The 19,052-nt window shown below is 68.1% G+C and carries 19 protein-coding genes and 1 other RNA gene; 1 reads left to right on the top strand and 19 read right to left on the bottom strand.

The features are described 5' to 3' along the window. Positions 1-20: 20 nt before the first annotated feature. The 19 genes from folP to FBZ88_RS12885 all read right to left on the bottom strand — a co-directional run bounded on the left by folP (position 21) and on the right by FBZ88_RS12885 (position 16,514). The gene (gene folP / locus FBZ88_RS12975) at positions 21-995 is read right to left on the bottom strand and encodes a dihydropteroate synthase (protein WP_342780169.1); all 975 of its coding nucleotides are present in this window, start codon (positions 993-995) and stop codon (positions 21-23) included. Between the two features lie 169 nt (positions 996-1,164). Next, complete coding sequence (gene ftsH, locus FBZ88_RS12970) at positions 1,165-3,234, bottom strand: ATP-dependent zinc metalloprotease FtsH (RefSeq protein ID WP_281290131.1); 2,070 nt, start codon at positions 3,232-3,234, stop codon at positions 1,165-1,167. Positions 3,235-3,364: 130 nt separating this feature from the next. After that, a complete protein-coding gene (gene tilS, locus FBZ88_RS31330; RefSeq protein ID WP_186464369.1) occupies positions 3,365-4,753 on the bottom strand; it encodes a tRNA lysidine(34) synthetase TilS in 1,389 nt (462 codons plus the stop codon). A 75-nt stretch (positions 4,754-4,828) separates the two neighbouring features. Next, positions 4,829-5,851, bottom strand: a complete 1,023-nt coding sequence (gene ybgF / locus FBZ88_RS12960) for a tol-pal system protein YbgF (RefSeq protein WP_145617361.1) — start codon at positions 5,849-5,851, stop codon at positions 4,829-4,831. Positions 5,852-6,091: 240 nt separating this feature from the next. After that, positions 6,092-6,595 (bottom strand): peptidoglycan-associated lipoprotein Pal, encoded by a 504-nt coding sequence (pal, locus tag FBZ88_RS12955; protein ID WP_145611637.1) that lies wholly within the window; start codon positions 6,593-6,595, stop codon positions 6,092-6,094. A 174-nt stretch (positions 6,596-6,769) separates the two neighbouring features. Next, positions 6,770-8,104, bottom strand: coding sequence for a Tol-Pal system beta propeller repeat protein TolB (gene tolB, locus FBZ88_RS12950; RefSeq protein WP_145611635.1), 1,335 nt, complete (start codon positions 8,102-8,104; stop codon positions 6,770-6,772). After that, positions 8,104-9,060 (bottom strand): hypothetical protein, encoded by a 957-nt coding sequence (locus FBZ88_RS12945; RefSeq protein WP_145617359.1) that lies wholly within the window; start codon positions 9,058-9,060, stop codon positions 8,104-8,106. Before FBZ88_RS12945 ends, tolB begins: the two co-directional genes overlap by 1 nt. A 20-nt stretch (positions 9,061-9,080) precedes the next feature. Further along, the gene (gene tolR, locus FBZ88_RS12940; protein ID WP_088871795.1) at positions 9,081-9,530 is read right to left on the bottom strand and encodes a protein TolR; all 450 of its coding nucleotides are present in this window, start codon (positions 9,528-9,530) and stop codon (positions 9,081-9,083) included. Between the two features lies 1 nt (position 9,531). Next, complete coding sequence (gene tolQ, locus FBZ88_RS12935; RefSeq protein WP_044564671.1) at positions 9,532-10,260, bottom strand: protein TolQ; 729 nt, start codon at positions 10,258-10,260, stop codon at positions 9,532-9,534. An 8-nt stretch (positions 10,261-10,268) separates the two neighbouring features. Next, positions 10,269-10,859 (bottom strand): YbgC/FadM family acyl-CoA thioesterase, encoded by a 591-nt coding sequence (locus tag FBZ88_RS12930; protein ID WP_281290130.1) that lies wholly within the window; start codon positions 10,857-10,859, stop codon positions 10,269-10,271. Next, on the bottom strand, positions 10,852-11,934 hold the full coding sequence (gene ruvB, locus FBZ88_RS12925) for a Holliday junction branch migration DNA helicase RuvB (RefSeq protein WP_145617357.1): 1,083 nt from the start codon (positions 11,932-11,934) through the stop codon (positions 10,852-10,854). Before ruvB ends, FBZ88_RS12930 begins: the two co-directional genes overlap by 8 nt. After that, positions 11,931-12,557, bottom strand: a complete 627-nt coding sequence (ruvA, locus tag FBZ88_RS12920) for a Holliday junction branch migration protein RuvA (RefSeq protein WP_145611628.1) — start codon at positions 12,555-12,557, stop codon at positions 11,931-11,933. The genes ruvB and ruvA overlap by 4 nt, the downstream gene beginning before the upstream one ends. After that, positions 12,554-13,078, bottom strand: a complete 525-nt coding sequence (gene ruvC, locus FBZ88_RS12915) for a crossover junction endodeoxyribonuclease RuvC (RefSeq protein WP_085940158.1) — start codon at positions 13,076-13,078, stop codon at positions 12,554-12,556. Before ruvC ends, ruvA begins: the two co-directional genes overlap by 4 nt. Positions 13,079-13,104: 26 nt before the next feature. After that, entirely contained in the window at positions 13,105-13,854 is a 750-nt protein-coding gene (locus tag FBZ88_RS12910; RefSeq protein WP_145617355.1) for a YebC/PmpR family DNA-binding transcriptional regulator, read from the bottom strand. 243 nt (positions 13,855-14,097) lie between these two features. Further along, positions 14,098-14,928 (bottom strand): TIGR00282 family metallophosphoesterase, encoded by an 831-nt coding sequence (locus tag FBZ88_RS12905; RefSeq protein ID WP_040846143.1) that lies wholly within the window; start codon positions 14,926-14,928, stop codon positions 14,098-14,100. A gap of 23 nt (positions 14,929-14,951) precedes the next feature. Beyond that, on the bottom strand, positions 14,952-15,659 hold the full coding sequence (locus FBZ88_RS12900; protein ID WP_246138639.1) for a 5-formyltetrahydrofolate cyclo-ligase: 708 nt from the start codon (positions 15,657-15,659) through the stop codon (positions 14,952-14,954). 65 nt (positions 15,660-15,724) lie between these two features. After that, positions 15,725-15,884, bottom strand: a non-coding RNA gene (gene ssrS, locus FBZ88_RS12895) — 6S RNA. Positions 15,885-15,898: 14 nt separating this feature from the next. After that, positions 15,899-16,249, bottom strand: a complete 351-nt coding sequence (locus tag FBZ88_RS12890; protein ID WP_145611620.1) for a cell division protein ZapA — start codon at positions 16,247-16,249, stop codon at positions 15,899-15,901. A gap of 7 nt (positions 16,250-16,256) precedes the next feature. Beyond that, the gene (locus FBZ88_RS12885; RefSeq protein ID WP_145617353.1) at positions 16,257-16,514 is read right to left on the bottom strand and encodes a hypothetical protein; all 258 of its coding nucleotides are present in this window, start codon (positions 16,512-16,514) and stop codon (positions 16,257-16,259) included. Between the two features lie 486 nt (positions 16,515-17,000). On the opposite strand from FBZ88_RS12885, the gene tkt reads away from it, so the two are divergent. Next, the gene (gene tkt / locus FBZ88_RS12880; RefSeq protein WP_211102634.1) at positions 17,001-19,016 is read left to right on the top strand and encodes a transketolase; all 2,016 of its coding nucleotides are present in this window, start codon (positions 17,001-17,003) and stop codon (positions 19,014-19,016) included. Positions 19,017-19,052 lie beyond the last annotated feature (36 nt).

Below are 19,052 nucleotides of genomic sequence, written 5' to 3'. Positions count from 1 at the left end.
TTCACGCCGCTATCAGAAGTCTAAATATCGAAGCCGTTCAGCGCCTGCCACAGGGCCCGCGCCTGCACCGTCTCCGCTACATCGTGCACCCGCAGGATATGCGCGCCCCGGTCCAGGCAGGCAAGGCCGGCGGCCAGCGATCCGGCCACCCGGTCCTTCGGCGCCTCCCCCCGCGACAGGGCCGCCAGGAATCGCTTGCGCGACAGGCCCACCAGCAGGGCGCAGCCGGTGCCATGATAGAGCGCCGTGTGGCGCAGAATGTCCAGATTATGCGCCACCGTCTTGCCGAAGCCGATGCCGGGATCGACGGCGATGCGTGCACGGGGGATGCCGGCGGCCACGCACGCCTCCACCCGCGCCAGCAGATAGTCCATGACGTCCAGGGCGGCGTCGGCGTAGCGCGGCTCCAGCTGCATGGTGCGGGGATCGCCCTGCATGTGCATGAGCACGACCGGGCAGCCGCGCGCCGCCACCAGGGCCAGGCTGTCGGGATCGCCCTCCAGCGCGCTGATGTCATTGATGATGCGGGCGCCGGCATCCAGCGCCGCCGCCATGACCGGGGCGTGGCGGGTGTCGACGGAGATGACCGCCCCCGCCGCCGCCAGCGCGCGGATGACGGGCACCACCCGCGCGGTCTCCTCTGCCGGCGACACCGGGGCGGCGCCCGGCCGCGTGCTCTCGCCGCCGATGTCCAGGATGTCGGCGCCCGCCGCCATCAGCGCCCGGCCATGGGCGATGGCGGCATCGGCGGCGGCGTAGTCCCCTCCGTCGGAAAAGCTGTCGGGCGTGACGTTGACGATGCCCATGACCAGGGGGCGGGAAAGGCCCAGGCCCGCGAAGGCCGGACGGGGTGCAGACAGGACGGCCAACCGCCGGCCGACAGCCTCGCCCACACCGGCAGCGGCGGCCCAATCGGCCAAGTCGCGCGACTCCATCACCTTGCGGGCGACCGCATCAGGGCGGCGCACCGCCACCTCCATCTGGGTGAAGGACAAGGCCGTACCCGCCAGCGGATGCCCATCGGGGGCATGCAAACCTGACAACAGCCCCACAGGGGTCAGGTACACGTCTTCGGCGGCAACGGGTGCCCCGGAAGCCCACGGATCCAACGGGATGGAAGGCAGGTCAGATGGCATGAATGTCCTCTCACGCGATGCCGCGATCCTAGTCCCCTGCCCGCGCCGGCGTCATCCGCCCTGGCGACAGCCCTGCCCCACGGCGGACCGCCACCAAAAAAACAAAACCCCCGGGCGCCAGGGCGACCGGGGGTTCTGGGAAGAGGGTGCAGCTGGATAAGGTCCCAGGCTGCGGCTCCGGCGTGAAGGGGCCGGGTTCGGCACTGGTGGCGCCGCTGGTGGTGGGCACCGAGGTGCGGCGGCCGACGCCGCGCGGCGGTACCTTGGGCGGCTCCGTCGATTCCGGACGCACGATGCTCTCGCCCCGCAGCAGGGCGCGGACCTCGTCGCCCGACAGCGTCTCGTATTCCAGCAGGGCGTTGGAGACGTTGTGCAGGTCGTCCATGTGCTCCGTCAGGATGCGGCGGGCATGGCCCTCGGCCTCCTCGATGATGCGGCGGATTTCCTCATCGATCAGCTGAGAGGTGGCTTCGGAGATGTTCTGCTGCTGGGTCACGGAATGGCCCAGGAACACTTCCTGCTCGTTGGCGTTATAGCGCACCCGGCCCAGCCGCGCGCTCATGCCGAACTCCGTCACCATGCGGCGGGCCATGTTGGTGGCCTGCTGGATGTCGTTGCCGGCGCCGGTGGTCACCTGCTCCGCCCCGAAGATCAGCTCTTCCGCCACGCGGCCGCCAAACATCATGGCCAGCTTGGATTCCAGCTCGATCTTGGAATAGGCGTACTTGTCACGCTCCGGCAGGCTCATGGTCACGCCCAGGGCGCGGCCACGCGGCACGATGGTGACCTTATGCAGGGGGTCGCTCTCCGGCATGAACAGGCCGACCAGGGCGTGACCGGCCTCGTGATAGGCGGTCAGCTTCTTTTCCCGGTCGGTCATGACCATGGACCGGCGTTCGGCGCCCATCATGACCTTGTCCTTGGCGGCCTCGAACTCGCCCATGCCCACCACGCGGCGGCCGGCGCGCGCGGCCAGCAGGGCCGCCTCATTCACCAGGTTGGACAGGTCGGCGCCGGAGAAGCCGGGGGTGCCGCGGGCGATGGTGCGGGCGTCCACGTCGGGGGCCAGCGGCACCTTGCGCATGTGGACCTTCAGGATCTTCTCACGGCCCTGCACGTCGGGGTTGGGCACCACCACCTGGCGGTCGAAGCGGCCGGGGCGCAGCAGGGCCGGGTCCAGCACGTCGGGACGGTTGGTGGCGGCGATGAGGATGACACCCTCGTTCGCCTCGAACCCGTCCATCTCCACCAGCAGCTGGTTCAGGGTCTGCTCACGCTCGTCGTTGCCGCCGCCCAGGCCGGCGCCACGGTGGCGGCCGACGGCGTCGATCTCGTCGATGAAGATGATGCAGGGGGCGTTCTTCTTGCCCTGCTCGAACATGTCGCGCACACGGGACGCGCCCACGCCGACGAACATTTCCACGAAGTCGGAACCGGAGATGGTGAAGAACGGCACGTTGGCCTCACCCGCGACGGCGCGGGCCGTCAGGGTCTTACCGGTACCCGGCGGGCCCACCAGCAGCACGCCTTTCGGGATCTTCCCGCCCAGGCGCTGGAACTTCTGTGGATCCTTCAGGAACTCCACGATCTCTTCCAGTTCCTGCTTGGCCTCGTCGATGCCGGCCACGTCGTCGAAGGTGACGCGCCCCACTTTCTCGGTCAGCAGGCGGGCCCGGCTCTTGCCGAAGCCCATGGCCTTGCCGCCGCCGGACTGCATCTGGCGCATGAAGAAGATCCACACGCCGATCAGGACCAGCATGGGCAGCCAGGAAATGATGATGCTGAACAGGGTCGGGTTGCCGCTGTCATCCGGCACCGCGGTGATCTTCACGTTCTTGTCGGCCAGGCGGGTCACCAGATTGCTTTCCGGCGGCACATAGGTCGAGAAGGTGCGGTTGTCGCGATAATGGCCGGTGACCTGCGGGCCTTTGATCGTCACGTCGGCAACGGTGCCGCGATCAACTTCTTCCAGCAGCTCGCTGAAGGGGATGCTGGCTTGCGTCGTCCGATTGGTGGAAGTCTGGAAAAGGTTGAACAGAACGAACAGCAAGACGCCGATAAAAGCCCACAGCGCCAAATTTTTACCGAAGTTGTTCACGTCTCTCAGCCTTTCCTCGACCAACCGCGCCCTGCCACCCGGCCCGCATGGCCGGTTTCAATGGCGGGGGTCGCAGCCCACCCAGCGGATTTCGCGCATTTCACGCGGATATCCACCGGGACCGTTTCCATTAGATAATGACGCGGGCGTCAGAGACAACTGCCATCACGTCTAGGCCGGCCTCCATAGGCGGCAAAAACGGGGGAGGTGCCAGGGGCGACAGCGGGCGGAACGCCAGCCGGGGCAAGGTTCGCTCCCCCGCCGGCGTCTCCTCGCCCGCCGAAAGCGGCTCCATGGCCCAGGCCAAATGTGGCACCGCCACCAGCAGGCCGTCCCGGCGCAGGGCCGGCAGGGTGGGCCAAACCGGCTTGGGAATCCGCATAAGCGCCGGCAGGCCCAGGGCCGCCAGCCGCCGCGCCTCGACCGGGCCCAGGGCGCCCAGCGTCAGCCCCCCCTCCCCGCAATCCCCGACCGTCTGGAAACGCCCATCCCAGCGGCAGGCCGCACCCGTCAGCGGGACCGGCGGCGCCATGCGTCCCGCCTGGCGCAATAACAACAAGCGTCGCCTGTCCCCGCTACCGCCCAGTCGCCGCGCCTGGGTGCCGGCCAGGGTCAGCGCCAAGGCGCCGGCCTCGGCCATCCACAAGCCGGGCAAGGCTGCCAGCAGACGCTCCGCCCCTTGCGTCGATGGCAGGTAGGGCTGCCCGCCCACGGCCGCCGCCAAGCCGGCCAGCAGGCGCAGGGCCACGGGCCTGGGCAGCGTCCAAAGGGCATCCGCGTCCAAGACCGCATAGCCTTCGGGCGCCAGCAGCACATGGCGGGCCACGGCATCGGCCAAGCCGGACTCCATCGCTACCCGCGCTTGGCCCGCCTGCGCCGCCTGGGCCAGCAGGTCGCCCAGCGGCACGCCCTGGCGCCGCAACCTGCCCCGGGCATAGCGCTCCATGAGGTTGGATGGGTCGTCGATCCAGGGCTGGTCGAAGGCCTGGCAGGTTGCACCAAGATCGGCGCGGCTGACGGTCAGCAGGGGGCGCAGCAGGCGCACATCGGCCAGGGCGCGGGCGGCGGCCATGCCGGCCAAACCCTCCACCCCGCTGCCCCCGGCTTGGCGCAGGGCCACGGTCTCGGCCTGGTCTTCCCGGTGGTGGGCCAGGCACAGGTGCAGGATGCCGCGTGCCCGGCAAGCGGCGGCCAGCAGATCATAGCGGGCCTGCCGTGCCGCCGCCTGCAAGCCGGTGGCGGGCTTGGCGCCCGTCCAGGTGAGGATGGTGTGGGAAATGCCCCGCGCCGCCAGCCAGCGGCCGACCTGTGCCGCCTCCGCCGCCGACTCCGGCCGCAGGGCGTGGTCCACGGTCAAAGCCTCGACCCGGCCGCCCTGGGCGCGCGCCCAACGGTCGGCCAACAGGGTCAGCGCCAAACTGTCGCGGCCGCCTGAAACGCCGACGGCCAGGGTGGGGGCGGTCTCAAACGGGCCCAACGGGGCCAAAAGGCGCGCGAATTGGGCGTCATCGATCGCCACACCCCGCGACTCGCCTGGCTCCATGAATGATGCGGGGGGCGCCCGGCCGTCGCCCATGGCGCCCCCCTTTCCCTCTTACTTGCAGCCCAGGCGGTTCTTCTGGTCCTCGCCCCGGCGCTTCAGCGTGGGGGCGGCGTCCTTGTCGGCGTCCAGCTGCTTCAGCACCACACAGGCGCTGGCCTTGTCGCCCAGGCCGTCCAGGGACAGCGCCAGCTTCAGCAGGTAGTCGGCGCCCTTGTTGCTCTTCGGGTATTTCTTGTAGCCGTCACCGAAGGCCACGGCGGCGGACTTGTAGTTGCCCCGCATATAGAAGGTCTCCCCCAGCCAGTATTGGGCGTTGGAGGCCAGCGGGCTGTCGGGGTTCTGCTTCAGGAATTGGGTGAAGGCCTTTTCCGCGTTGGGGGCGTCGCCCTGGCGCAGCAGGTTGAAGGCGTAGTCGTACTGGTCCTGCGCCGGGCCGGCCGGCAGAGTACCGCCGGAATCGGCGGGCGCCGTGGCCGGGGCGCCGCCCTTGTTGCCGCCCGGGGGCGGCACCGGGCCAGTGTCGGTGCCGGGCAGCGGCGGCTTGCCACCGCCCTTGAGATCGGGTGACGGCGGGGTCCCGGCATCGCCGCCACCGGTGGACGCGCCCAGGCCGATACCGGCCTTGTCCTCCAGCTTCTGCAGGCGCAGGTCGATGTCGGCCGACAGCTTGTCCAGCCGCTCCTTCATCTGGCTGACCTGGTAGGCCAGCTCCTCATACTTGCCGGTCTGCTGCTGCGTCTGGGTTTCCATCTGCAGCTTCAGCACCTCGATCTCCGCCGCCGCGGATGAGCCGCCGCCACCGGGGGTGCCGGTCATGGGGCCCGAGGGCTTGACGCCATTGCGGTAGACGTCCCGTGACAGGGTCTGCACGTCCGTCTCCAGGCGGGACAGGCGGTTCAGCAGATCCTGCATGTCCCGGCTTTGCGCCCCGGCCGGCACCGGCGCGAGCAGCGGGACGGCGACCAGGGCGGCCATGCTGCACAGCGCCATCCAACGGGAAGCGCCCTGCCACCAGCGGCGGCCGCCACGGTTGTGGGAAGGGGAAAGGGTCGGGGACGACAGCGACGGCGTCATGGATCGGTTCCGGGGAAGATCAGCGGGGAACGGAAGACAAGCTTGGCAAGGGCCAGGCGGCCCGCCAAGCGCGACCTTAGCGCGGGGCCCGTCCGCCCGGAAGAGGCATCCAAGGTCCACGCTACCTCAAAAGCAGTATTACTCTAACCGAAAGTAATATTCGCTAAATAAAAAAGCGCCGTCCGACCTCACGGGTCGAACGGCGCCTCTTAACTGGCCACCCGAGTGGGGGGGGGCAGCTTAGTTGATGACCGTCACGCCGCGACGGTTCTGCGCCCAGGCGGCCTCGTTGGAACCGAGGACGGCGGGACGCTCCTTGCCGTAGCTGATCACCTGCACGCGGGCCAAGTCGACGCCGGTGGCGGTCAGGTAGTTCTTCACGGCGTTGGCGCGACGCTCACCCAGGGCGAGGTTGTACTCGCGGGTGCCGCGCTCGTCAGCGTGGCCTTCGATCGTGATCGTGACCTGGCCGTACTTCTTCAGCCAAGCGGCCTGCTTATCCAAGGTCGCGGTGGCTTCCGGGGTCAGGTCGAACTTGTCGTAGCCGAAGAACACGCGGTCACCAACGTTGACCACGAAGTCTTCCTTGGAACCCGGGACCGGGCCAGTCGGCTTGGCGGCCGGCGGCGTGGTGGTGGTGGTGGCGGTACCGCCGGTGGCGACTTCGGCCTTCTTCTCCGGGGTGGAGGAGCAAGCGGCCACCAGGGCCAGAGCAGCACACAGGCTCAGATAGTTCATGCGCATAGTTTGAGACCCCCTACGGACAACTTTAAAGTGGGATTGCTATTATCGCGACCGCGATCTCGATTGAAGTGAGGTGGCGGCGGCAGCTGTCAAGCCGCCACCGCCACTTATTCCCGTCTCTGTAGACCGACAAGTCTTACGTCGCTCTTGCGCTGCGAAAGTACTGTGGGCTTATCACGGAATCAAGGGCGACCAAGCGGGGTCGGAGGCGTCCGTGGGCGTCAGCATCTGCCGTTCGTTGCGTCCGGTGAGGTCGATGGAGTAGAGGCGGACCTGGCGCTGGCGGCCGCCTTCACCCGTCGGCTTTTCCTTGAAATACATCAGGACACGGCCGTTGGGCGCCCAGGTCGGGCCCTCAACCAAGTAACCGGTGCTCAGCTCACGCTCACCGGAACCATCGGGGCGGATCACGCCGATTGAGAACCTGCCACCGTTGATCCGTGTGAAGGCGATGAGGTCACCGCGGGGCGACCACACCGGCGTGCCATACTTGCCGGCACCGAAAGTAATGCGCTGAACATTCGTGCCGTCAGCATTCATCGTATAGATCTGCTGACTTCCGCCTCTATCAGATTCGAAAGTAATTTTACTTCCGTCGGGTGAGAAAGAAGGAGCCGTATCAATGGCCGGATTGTCGGTCAGGCGGGTCTGACGGCGGGTGCGCAGGTCCAGCAGATAGATGTCGGTGTTGCCGTTCTGGGCCAGGCTCATGATGACCTTGTTGCCGTCGGGCGAGAAGCGCGGGGCGAAGGTCATGCCGGGGAAGTCACCCAAAACCTCCTGCCGGCCGGTGTCCACGTTGAAGATGTACACCCTAGGCCTGTTGTTGAAGTAACTCAGGTATGTAATTTCCTGAGCCGTGGGCGAGAAACGCGGCGTTAACACCAGCACCCGGCCATCGGTCAAATACAGGTTATTCTCGCCATCCTGGTCCATGATGGCCAGGCGCTTCTGCCGCGCCGTCGCCGGACCTGATTCGGCGATGTAGACGATGCGGGTGTCGAAGTAGCCGTCCTCACCCGTGATGCGCTTATAGATCGCGTCGGCGATGATGTGGGCGATGCGGCGCCAGCCGTCGGGCTGGGTGAAGTAGGCCAGGCCGGTCAGCTGCTGCTGCGCCAGCACGTCGAACAGGCGGAACTCCACCTTCAGGCGGCCATCGGGCTGCACGCTGGCCGTGCCGCTGACCAGGGCCTGGGCGTTGATGACCTTCCAGTCGCCATAGCGCGGCAGGCCGTTGGCCAGCTGGTCCGGAGTCTGGATGAAGGCGCGGTGGTCCAGCGGGCGGAACAGGCCGGAGCGTTCCAGGTCGGCCTCGACCACATTGGCGATCTGCGCGCCCACCGCCTCACCATAGAACTGGGTGACGGCGATGGGCAACGGCTGGACATTGCCCGTGGTGATATCGAGATGCAGCTCGGCCTTGGCCTGAACCGCGACCGCCATAATCATCACGGCAGCCAGGGCGATGGCGCGCCGTAAGGCGGTTAGCGTCTGTCGCGTGGTCATCAGAACATGTCCTTCGGGCTGAACGTGAACACGATAGACCCGGCCCCGCCGTACTTTTCCTTGGGCAGGCGCAAGGTCGAACACTGATCCTTTTGCAGCGCGCGGAGGGTGCTTTCCACGAAGCTGCGGTACGTTGGGTTGGACAGCGAGCCGTTGCCGGACACGTAGTCCACCTTAGTGACGCGCATGGAACTGTCGAAGGTGACGCGAATGTCGGCGCTCATCTTGTCCACGTCCTTGCCGCCAGCCGGCACCGCCCAGCAACCCGCCAATTGCGAGCGCAGGGCATCCTGTTCTGACGCCGAAAGATGGTCGGATTGAGGCTGAGCCACCGAGGTCTGCTGCGTCTTCGGCGTGTCTTTCGCCGGGGTGTCCTTCGCCGTCTCCTTGGGCTTGTCTTCCTTCAGCTTGTCCACGTTCTTCAGGATGCTGTCCAGGGACGGCGTATCCTTCTTCGGCGGCTCAGGCTTCTTGGGTTCGGGCTTGGGCGGCTCGGGCTTTGGTTCCGGCTTCGGCACCGGCTTGGGCTGTTCCAGCTCCATCGTCTTCTGCTCTTCCACCTTGGGCACCTCCATCTTCTTGATGGGCAGGGCCTCGGGCTCCGGCGGGGGCGGCGGGGTGGGCGCGGGCTTGGGCGGTTCCGGCTTGGGCGGCTCGGGCGGGGTCGGCTTCTCCGGCACCTTTTCCGGCGGCGGCGGAGTCGGCTCGGCCTCGGCCTGCTGCTGCGGCGGGGTGGGTGGGGTCGGGTCGGGCTGCGGCTCGGGCGCCCTGGGCGCTGGCGGCTGCGGGGTTTCCGGCGGCTTGACCGACGTGTTGGTCAGCTCGCTAATGTCCATCTCCACCGCCACGGGCTCAGACATGACCAGCGGTTCGCTTTTCAGCAAAGGCAGGCCAAGGATCGCCAGCAGCAGCAGCGCGACGTGCAGGACGACTGAAAAGATGATGGCCGGACGCATGGGATCGGTCTGGCTTCCTGCTAGCGACGGGCCGGGGTGTCAGGCAATTGCGCGATCAGCGACACCTTCTTGTAGCCGGCGCTGCTGATCGCCCCCATGACCTCGACGATGCGGCCATAGGCCAGGGACTTGTCGCCCCGCACGAAAATGCGCGCGTCGGGGTTGTTCTGGCTGATGGCGGCCAGGCGCGGCACCAGGTCGGTCAGGTCCGTCTTGGTCTCGTTGAGGTAGACGTCGCCGTTGTCGCGGATGGACACGACCAGCGGTTCATCCTGGCCCGGGACGGCCGGGGCCTTGCTTTTGGGCAGGTCGACCGGCACGCCCACGGTCAGCAGGGGTGCCGTCACCATGAAGATGATGAGCAGCACCAGCATGACGTCCACCATGGGCGTCACGTTGATGTCGGCCATGGGGCGCGCGCGGCGGCGCCCCCGGCCGGTGGACTGCTTTCCCGATAGCGACGCGCCCATGTCAGCCCCGCTCTTCCAGGTGGCGCTGCAGGATGGCGCTGAATTCTGTCACGAATGAGTCCAGCCGGTCGCCGAAGCGGGCGATGTCGGAGGAGAACTTGTTGTAGGCGATGCTGGCCGGGATGGCCGCCACCAGGCCCAGGGCCGTGGCGAACAGCGCCTCGGCGATGGAGGGGGCCACGACCGCCAGGCTGGTGTTGCCGGCCGCCGCGATGCTGGTGAAGCTGTGCATGATGCCCCACACCGTGCCCAACAGGCCGACGAAGGGGGCGTTGGACCCGACGGTGGCCAGCACGGTGATGTAGCGTTCCGTCTGGGCCATTTCGCGGCTGACGGTCACGGACATGACGCGCTCGATGCGCTGGGCCAGGTTGGCGCGCATGGCGCCGGAGGAGGTCAGCCCGCGTTCATTGGCGTGACGCCATTCACGCATGCCGGCGGCGAAGGTGGCGGACAGCGGATCGCCGGGGGCCTTGCCCACCTCTTCATACAGCTGATCCAGCGAACCGCCGGACCAGAACTGCTCCTCGAAATCGGCGGCGGCGGCCTTCATGCGGCGCAGCTTGATCGACTTGTCGAAGATGATGGCCCACACCCAGACCGAGGCCGCCAACAGCCCCAGCATGATGGCCTTGACCAGCCAGTTGGCCGTCATGAACAGGCTGAGGGCCGACAGGTCCGCCGCCGGATTGGCGCCCAGGGCCACGAAATTCATGATCTGATGCTGCATCGCCACTCTCACTCTTCAGACGGGGCGTCCGCCGACGCGCCGTCACCCTTCGAATTGATCTTTTCGCCGGCGCCGCGGTCCTTTTCCTCGCCGCTTTCGCGGCTGGCACCCAAACGGGCGAAGGCCTGCGCCACAGGCGTTGGGACCCGCACCGCCCGGCCTTGGGCGTTGATGCAGGCCAGTGTCAAAGTCAGCCGGACCAGGACCTGATCGTCTTCCGTGGCCTGGCCGGCTGTCACGATGCCACCACTTTGTGGCCGGTATATGGTCTGTTCCGCTAAAACCGTGGCACCGGTGACACTGATGATGCGGCTGCGCACCAGAAGTGTGTCCTCCAGGCGGGCCGGGGCCAGGAAATCCATGGTGCAGCGGCGCACGGCGAAGGCGACGCCGGTCGTCGCCACTTGCTCCGCATGCGGCACGCCCAGCACCCGCAGCATCTCCGTCCGCGCCCGCTCGGCATAGCGCAGGTAGTTGGCGTGGTAGACGATGCCGCCGGCGTCCGTGTCCTCGTAATAGACACGGACGGGGAAGTGGTGGACGTCGCCCACCATGTGGCCGGAGAGATGGCCCCCAAGCAGGTCAAGGGCCTCAGACATCCAGCCCCTCCTCCGCATCCGGCCCTTCCACATCCATGGGGCCCAGCAGGTCCAACTGGCGCGCCGGGGTGGCAGGGGCGGGCAGGCCCAGATAGCGATAGCCCATGTCGGTCAGCAGGCGGCCGCGCGGGGTGCGCTGCAGCAGGCCCTGCTGGATCAGATAGGGCTCGATCACCTCTTCCAGCACGTCGCGCTGTTCCGACAGGGCGGCCGCCAGCGTCTCCACCCCCACCGGGCCGCCGCCGTAATTGTTGGCGATGCAGTTGAGATAGCGCCGGTCCATGGCGTCGAAGCCCAGCCGGTCGACCTCCAGCCGAGTCAAGGCGATGTCGGCCGCGCGGGCGTCGATCTCGGTGGCGCCGGCCACGGCGGCGAAGTCGCGCACCCGGCGCAGCAGGCGGCCGGCCACGCGCGGCGTACCGCGCGAGCGGCGCGCGATTTCCAGCGCCCCTTCCGGCAACAGCGTCATGTCCAGCAGGCGGGCAGCGCGGCCGACGATCAGCTGCAGCTCCTCCGGCTCATAGAACTGCATGCGCAGGGGAATGCCGAATCGCTCCCGCAAGGGGCGGGTGATGAGGCCGGAGCGGGTGGTGGCGCCCACCAGGGTGAAGGGCGGCAGGTCGATGCGGACGGAGCGCGCGGCCGGCCCCTCACCGATGATGAGGTCCAGGTGGAAATCCTCCATGGCCGGATAGAGGATCTCCTCCACCGCCGGCGACAGGCGGTGGATCTCATCGATGAACAGCACATCGTGCGGCTGCAGATTGGTCAGCAGGGCCGCCAGGTCGCCCGCCTTGGCGATGACCGGGCCGGAGGTGGCGCGGAACCCCGCCCCCATCTCCTTCGCCACGATCTGGGCCAGCGTGGTCTTGCCCAGGCCGGGCGGGCCGAACAGCAGCACATGGTCCAGCGACTCGCCCCGTGAGCGGGCGGCCTGGATGAAGATGGACAGGTTCTCACGCACCTGTTTCTGGCCGGTGAAGTCGGCCAGGGACAAGGGACGCAGCGAAACGTCCTGCCCATCGCCCGCGGCCCGTTCGCGGCTCACCAGACGGTCCGACTCCGGGCCGCTCATGCGCTCAGTTCCTTGAGGCCAGCGCGAATCAGTTCGGAAACGCCGGCCTCAGGGCCCAGACGGGCGGCGCAGGTGGTGACGGCGGCGAAGGCCTCCAGCCGCTTGTAGCCCAGGTTGACCAGGGCGGAGACGGCATCAGCTACGGCGCCGTTGGCGGCGGGCGCGGCGGCCGCGTCCGTCTTGCCGGCCGGCGTGCCGGCCAAGGTGGGGGCCAGCGCCAGCGACGGCACCTTGTCCTTCAGTTCGCTGATCATGCGGGTGGCGAGCTTGGGCCCCACGCCGTCGGCCTGGGTCAGCGCGGTCTTGTCCTGGGCCATCAGCGCCTGGGCGATCTGCTCCGGCGACAGCACGGACAGCACGGCCAGGGCGACGCGGGCGCCCACCCCCTGCACCGTGGTCAGCAGGCGGAACCAGTCCCGCTCCGCCACGTCGGCGAAGGCGAACAACTGCATCTTGTCTTCCGACACCCACATCTCGGTCAGGACCGAGACGGCCTCCCCCACCCCGCCCAGGCGGCGCAAGGTGCGCGAGGAGGCGGAGACGAGATAGCCCACCCCACCCACGTCGATGATGGCCCAGTCCAGGCCGGTGCTGTCGAGCAGACCCTTGAGTTTCGCGATCATCTTGCCGCCCCCGCCATGATGCCGCCCACCAGGCGCCGGGTCTGGCTGTGGTGGGCGTGGCAGATGGCCACGGCCAGGGCGTCGGCCGCGTCCGCCTTGGACAGTTGGAAGCCCGGCAGCAGCATGCGTACCATGGCCTGCACCTGCGTCTTGTCGGCGTGACCGGCGCCCACCACCGACTTCTTCACCAGGTTGGGCGGGTACTCCGACACGGGCAGCCCCTCGCGCGCCGGGGCCAGCAGGGCGATGCCCCGCGCCTGCCCCAGCTTCAGGGTTGAGACGGGGTTCTTGTTCACGAAGGTCTCTTCCACCGCCGCCTCGTCCGGCGTCCAGGTCCGGATGACGTCTTGGAGCCCCTCATAAAGGGTGACGAGACGGCGGGCCAGGTCGTCCCGGTCGTCGGAATGCACGACCCCGTCGGCGACATGCGTCAACCGGTTGCCGGAAACGTCGATGACGCCCCAGCCCATGTTGCGCAAGCCCGGATCAAGGCCCAGCACGCGGATCGACCGATCCCCCATGGCCGCCGTCCCCCTTCCCGTCCGGCTTAGCCCAGCTTCTCCAGAAGCTCCGGCGACAGCTCGAAGTTGCCGATGACGTTCTGCACGTCGTCGCTGTCGTCCAGCACGTCCAGCAGCTTCAGCAGGCTCTGCGCCGCGTCTTCCGATGGGGCCACCGTGTTCAGCGGCTGCCAGGTCAGCTTGGCGCCTTCCGGCGCGCCGAACTTGGCTTCCAGCGCGTCGCGCACCTCGCCCAGGCTGTCGATGCCGGTGATGATGGAGTGGCTCTCCTCATCGCTGCTGACATCGTCGGCGCCCGCCTCGATGGCGGCCTCCAGCACGGTGTCGGCATCCGCCACGCTGGCCGGATAGGTGATCAGGCCGATGCGGTTGAACATGAAGCTGACCGAGTTGGTCTCACCCAGCGTGCCGCCGTGCTTGGAGAAGGCGGAACGCACTTCCGAGGCGGTGCGGTTGCGGTTGTCGGTCAGCGCCTCGACGATCAGCGCGACGCCGCCGGGGCCGTAGCCCTCATACCGCACCTCATCGTAATTGGTGTCGTCACCGGCGCCGGGCGTGCCCTGCTTGATGGCGCGGTCGATGCGGTCGCGCGGCATGTTCTGCACGCGGGCAGCCTGGATGGCGGCGCGCAGGCGCGGGTTATGGTTGGGATCGGGCAGGCCCGCCTTGGCGGCCACGGTGATTTCACGCGCAAGCTTGTTGAACAGCTTGGACCGCTTGACGTCCTGGGCGCCCTTGCGGTGCATGATGTTCTTGAACTGTGAATGTCCAGCCATGGGACCCTGAACTCTATATGGGGTTGAGCGGGGGTATATCCGGGCAGCTTGTACCACATGTTGTGGCATCAGGCACGCCCAGGGACAGGCCTGGGGGCGAAGCTTGCCACAGGCTTGTCACAGGACCGTGCTTTCCGTCCGAGTTACGGCCGCTTTATGGCGGAATTCCGGCGGCGGCGCCAAGGAGGTTTCTGCAATGCTAACCGGAAAGGCGGCAGGCAACAGGGCGAAAGTGCGGCCGACTCAGGCCAGCTTGGGCATCGCCTGCGACAGGCGGCCGCCCACGCGCACCGCCTCGGCCCGCAGGGCCAGGCCGGTGCGATCATCCGTTTCCACGAACACGCCGCAAACGCTGACGGTGGCATCGTTTTCCGCCGGAGTCAGGCGGTCGGTCGGCAGCTTGCGCGTCAGGCGCAGCACCGCCGCCTCCTTCTTCATGCCGATGACGCTGTCATAGTCGCCACACATGCCGGCGTCGGTCTGATAGGCGGTGCGGCCGTTCAGGATCTGGGTGTCGGCCGTGGGCGTGTGGGTGTGGGTGCCCACCACCAGGGTGACGCGGCCGTCGCAGAAATGGCCCATGGCCATCTTCTCCGACGAGGCCTCGCCATGCACGTCGATGACAATGGCATCGGCGGCGTTGGGACCCAGGCGATAGGTGCGCAGCACCTTCTCCACCGCGGCGAAGGGGTCGTCCAGGGCATCCATGAACAGGCGGGCCATGACGTTGACCACCAGCACCTTGCGCCGGCCGTCACGGGTGGGCAGCAGCGAGGCGCCGCGACCGGGCGTGCCCTCCGGATAGTTCAGAGGGCGCAACACGTTGGGCAGGCGGTCGATCTGACCCACCAGTTCCTTCTGGTCCCAGACGTGGTTGCCGGTGGTCAGGCAATCGACGCCGGCGGCGAAGAACTCCTGCGCGATCTTCTCGGTGATGCCAAAGCCGCCGGCCGCGTTCTCGCCGTTCACGATGACGAAGTCCAGCGCCAGCGCCTTGCGCAAGTCCGGCAGATGCCGCAACACGCCGTCACGGCCGCTGCGGCCCACCACGTCACCCAGGAACAACAGACGCATGACTTCCTCAACCCCGAAAGCGGTCAGCGCTTGCGCCGCTGCCCGGCCCGAACGGCGTAGCGCTCGGTGACGATCCAATCCAAACCCTGGTCATGCGCGTCGCAGGGCACCTTGTCCAGTTCCTGATCGGCGAAGGCAATGCCCACCGCCTGGATGGCATGCTCGCGCCGCAGCAGAGCCAGGGTACGATCATAGAAACCGGCGCCATAGCCCAGGCGCCGCCCCCGGCGGTCGAAGGCCAACAAGGGCACCAGCACCACGTCGGGCACCACGGCACCGCCACCGGGCGCCGCCTCTTCCATCGGCGCCGGCACGCCCATCACGTCGGGCGACAGCAGGGTGCCGGGCAGCCAGCGGCGGAACAGCAAGGGCTGGCCCTTGGCCTGGCAAACGGGCAGCGCCGCCTTCACCCCGGCCGCGACCACCCGGTGCATAAGCGGGCGGGGATCGATCTCATCCCCCACAGGCCAATAGAAGGCGATGGTGAGGCCCACCGGGGCTAGGCCGTCGGTGATCCGGGGCAGCGCGCCCAGGAAATTGTCGGCCAGCGCCTTGGACGCCGCGGCACGGTCCAGTTCCAGCTCCGCACGCACCCGGCGGGCCGAAACCCGCACCGCCTTCTTGGCGGCGCGCGCCGCCTCCTCCGTCAGCAGGGCCGCCGGACCCGTGGCCGATGTAGCGGTACCAGGGGCCGGGGAAACGTCGTGGGTACGGGAGGGTGTGGCGGTCACGGGCGGATAGGGTCCCTCGAAGGACAGGCCCCGGCATCATGCGGGGCAAGAGGGGGAAGGGTCTGGAAGGAGCCGCGACGGCCGATGGACAAGCGTATCCTCCACGGCCTGCCAAGGCAGGTGGGAGCCATATGTCCGACACCACGGCGTCGGCAGGGACAGCCCCCTAGAGGATTGGGTATCGGCCCTGGGGATAAAGCATCCTGTCGAACCGCGCAGCCCCGTTCCAGAAAGCTAATTTAGGAGCGATCAAGCCGCGCTGCAATGTCTTCGATGCGTTTGGCCAAGCTATCGACGGCCGCGATGACGCTATCGTCCTCTGCGCGGGGCGCAGGGGTCGCCTCCTGCACCGGGGCCGGCACGGGCCGGCGCGGCCCCCCCAACTCGGCGCGCAGGTCGAAAATCTCATCCGCCAGCATAAGGGCGGTCAGCACCAGCAGCTGCGTCTCGCTGCCGCCGGAGGCGTCATGCGCCACCTCACGCAGGCGGGCATCGACATAGGAGCCAAGCTCGCGCAGGCGCTGTTCCTGGCCATCGTCGCAGGCCAGGCCATAGGGGCGTCCATTCAGGATGATGTCCACGCGGGCCATCTTCTAATCAGTCCTCCAGCACCGCACGCAACTGGCCGATGGTCCGGTCCAGCCGCTCCGACAAGGCCGCGGTCGCGGCCTTGGCACCCTGCTCCCGCCCTTCCGCCGCCGCCAGCGCCCGTTCCAGCTGGGCGATGCGGGCCTTGGCCGCCTCATCGACATCACTGGGAACGACCGCGGGCTGCGCCAGGCGTCGTTCCAGCGCCCCGTCCAGCACAAGGACGGCGGCATCCAGACGTTCCAGCGCGGTCTTCAGTCGTTCCATGGGACGAGACGGGTCCGATAGCCAATGGAAGGGAGGTCGGGTGCAAATAAGATGGATAAGCTCTGGCGTCGAATAAAGAAAGAAAGCGGTCGGGACCAGCGAAAAAACCGCGCCGACAGACGATTAGGCGCCGGCGCGGGGGCGACAGGATCATGAATGGCAAAGCGCGGCGGGAAAGACCCGCCGGATACAGGCGTTAACGCTGGCCGCGCTTGCAGTTTTTGGAGGGCCCCGGACCTTGACGCGGCAGGCGGTGGCGGTCATGGTGCCGCCCGCCCCTCGCGCCTGGACTGTGCGCGCACGACGCCCTTAAAGAAGGCGGTGCGGCGGCGCAACTCATCGGGAGCATCGGGCCCTGGATCGTCTCCCGGGAATGCCCTTCCCGTGGCAGTCGTCCCGGTTGAATCCGCCGGAGCAGGCGCCCTGTCGGCTGCCCTTCCGGCCTTCTGAGCACAGCGCATCCGCTTGATGAAAGGCCCTCTGCCCATGTCGTCCCAGCCCGCAACCGGAGATGTCGTCGGGGGCGTTCCCCACAAGGATCTCGCCACCGCCATCCGCGTCCTGGCCATGGATGCCGTGGAAGCGGCCAAGTCGGGCCATCCCGGCATGCCCATGGGCATGGCCGATGTCGCCACCGTGCTGTTCACCCAGTTCCTGAAGTTCGATCCCAAGCGCCCGGACTGGGCCGACCGCGACCGCTTCGTGCTGTCGGCCGGCCATGGCTCCATGCTGATCTACGCGCTGCTCTACCTCACGGGGTATGAGGACATCGACCTGGAGCAGATCAAGAAGTTCCGCCAGCTGGGCGCCCGCACAGCCGGCCACCCGGAATACGGCATGGCCCGCGGCATCGAGATGACCACCGGCCCGCTGGGCCAGGGCATTGCCACGGCCGTGGGCATGGCCCTGGCGGAGCGTCATCTGAACGCCCGCTTCGGCGACGCGCTGGTCGACCATCACACCTATGTCATCGCCGGTGACGGATGCCTGCAGGAAGGTGTGAGCCATGAGGCCGCCTCGCTGGCCGGCCACCTGGGCCTGGGCCGCCTGATCGTCCTGTGGGACGACAACAGCATCTCCATCGACGGCCCCACCAACCTGTCCCTGTCCGAGGACGTGAAGGCCCGCTTCGTCGCCTATGGCTGGGACGTGCAGGCCGTGGATGGCCATGACCCGGTGGCGGTCGCGGCAGCCATCGCCCAGGCCAAAACCACCAGCACCCCGTCGCTGATCGCCTGCCGCACCACCATCGGCCTGGGTGCCCCGACCAAGGCCGGCAAGAACTCCAGCCACGGCTCACCCCTGGGGGCGGCCGAGATCGCCGGCGCCCGCGCCGCCTACGGCTGGGAGCACGGCCCCTTCGAAATCCCGGCCCCCATCCTTGACACCTGGCGCCAATACGGCGCTCGGGGCGCCGCCGCCGCCGGCGCCTGGGACCAGCGCCTGGCCGCCGCCGACAACAGCCTGGGCACCGCCTTCAAGGCCGCCCAGTCGGGTGACGCGCCGGCCGAGCTGGACACCGTCATCGCCGCCTTCAAGCGCGCCACCAGCGAGGCCCGCCCCAGCGTGGCCACCCGCCAGGCCTCGGGCAACGTGCTGGACGCCATCTTCGACGTGGTGCCGGAACTGATCAGCGGCTCCGCCGACCTGACCGGGTCCAACAACACCCGCACCAAGGGTGTCGTCAGCCTGCAGCGCGACAAGTACGAGGGCCGCTACATCCACTATGGCGTGCGTGAGCACGCCATGGCCGCCGCCATGAACGGCATGGCCCTGCACGGCGGCCTGATCCCGCTGAGCGGCACCTTCCTGTGCTTCGCCGACTACAGCCGCCCGGCCATCCGCCTGGGCGCCCTGATGAAGCAGCGCGTGGTGCATGTCATGACCCATGACAGCATCGGCCTGGGCGAGGACGGCCCCACCCACCAGCCGGTGGAGCATATGGCGGCACTGCGCGCCATCCCCAACCTGCTGGTCTTCCGCCCCGCCGACCAGGTGGAGACGGCGGAGTGCTGGCAACTGGCGCTGCAGTCCAAGACCCGCCCGTCGGTCCTGGCGCTGACCCGCCAGAACCTGGCGACCCTGCGTGTCGAGCACACGGACGAGAACCTGGCCGCCAAGGGCGCCTATATCCTGCGCGAGGCCGAAGGCGGGGTGGCCAAGGTTGTGCTGCTGGCCACCGGCTCGGAAGTGGAGATCGCGGTGCAGGCGCGCGACGTGCTGCAGGCCGAGGGCGTGCCCACCCGCGTCGTCTCCATGCCCAGCTGGGAGCTGTTCGTGGAGCAGGGCGAGGCCTACCAGGCCCAGGTGCTGGGCGGTGATGACGTGGTCCGCGTCGGCGTCGAAGCCATGGTGCGCATGGGCTGGGACCGCTGGATCGGCCCCAAGGGCGGCTTCGTCGGCATGCCGGGCTTCGGCGAGTCGGGCCCGTACAAGGAGCTGTACCAGCACTTCGGCATCACCGTCGACGGCGTGGTCGCGGCCGCCAAGGCCCGTCTCTGAGTGAGTATCCAAGGCGGGGCCCAGGGAACCCAACCG

It is taken from the genome of Nitrospirillum bahiense (genome assembly GCF_007828025.1).
GTDB classification, from domain to species: Bacteria; Pseudomonadota; Alphaproteobacteria; order Azospirillales; family Azospirillaceae; genus Nitrospirillum; species Nitrospirillum amazonense.
Note: the sequence above shows the minus strand (reverse complement) of the source record. Positions and strands in the feature narration are given on the sequence as shown.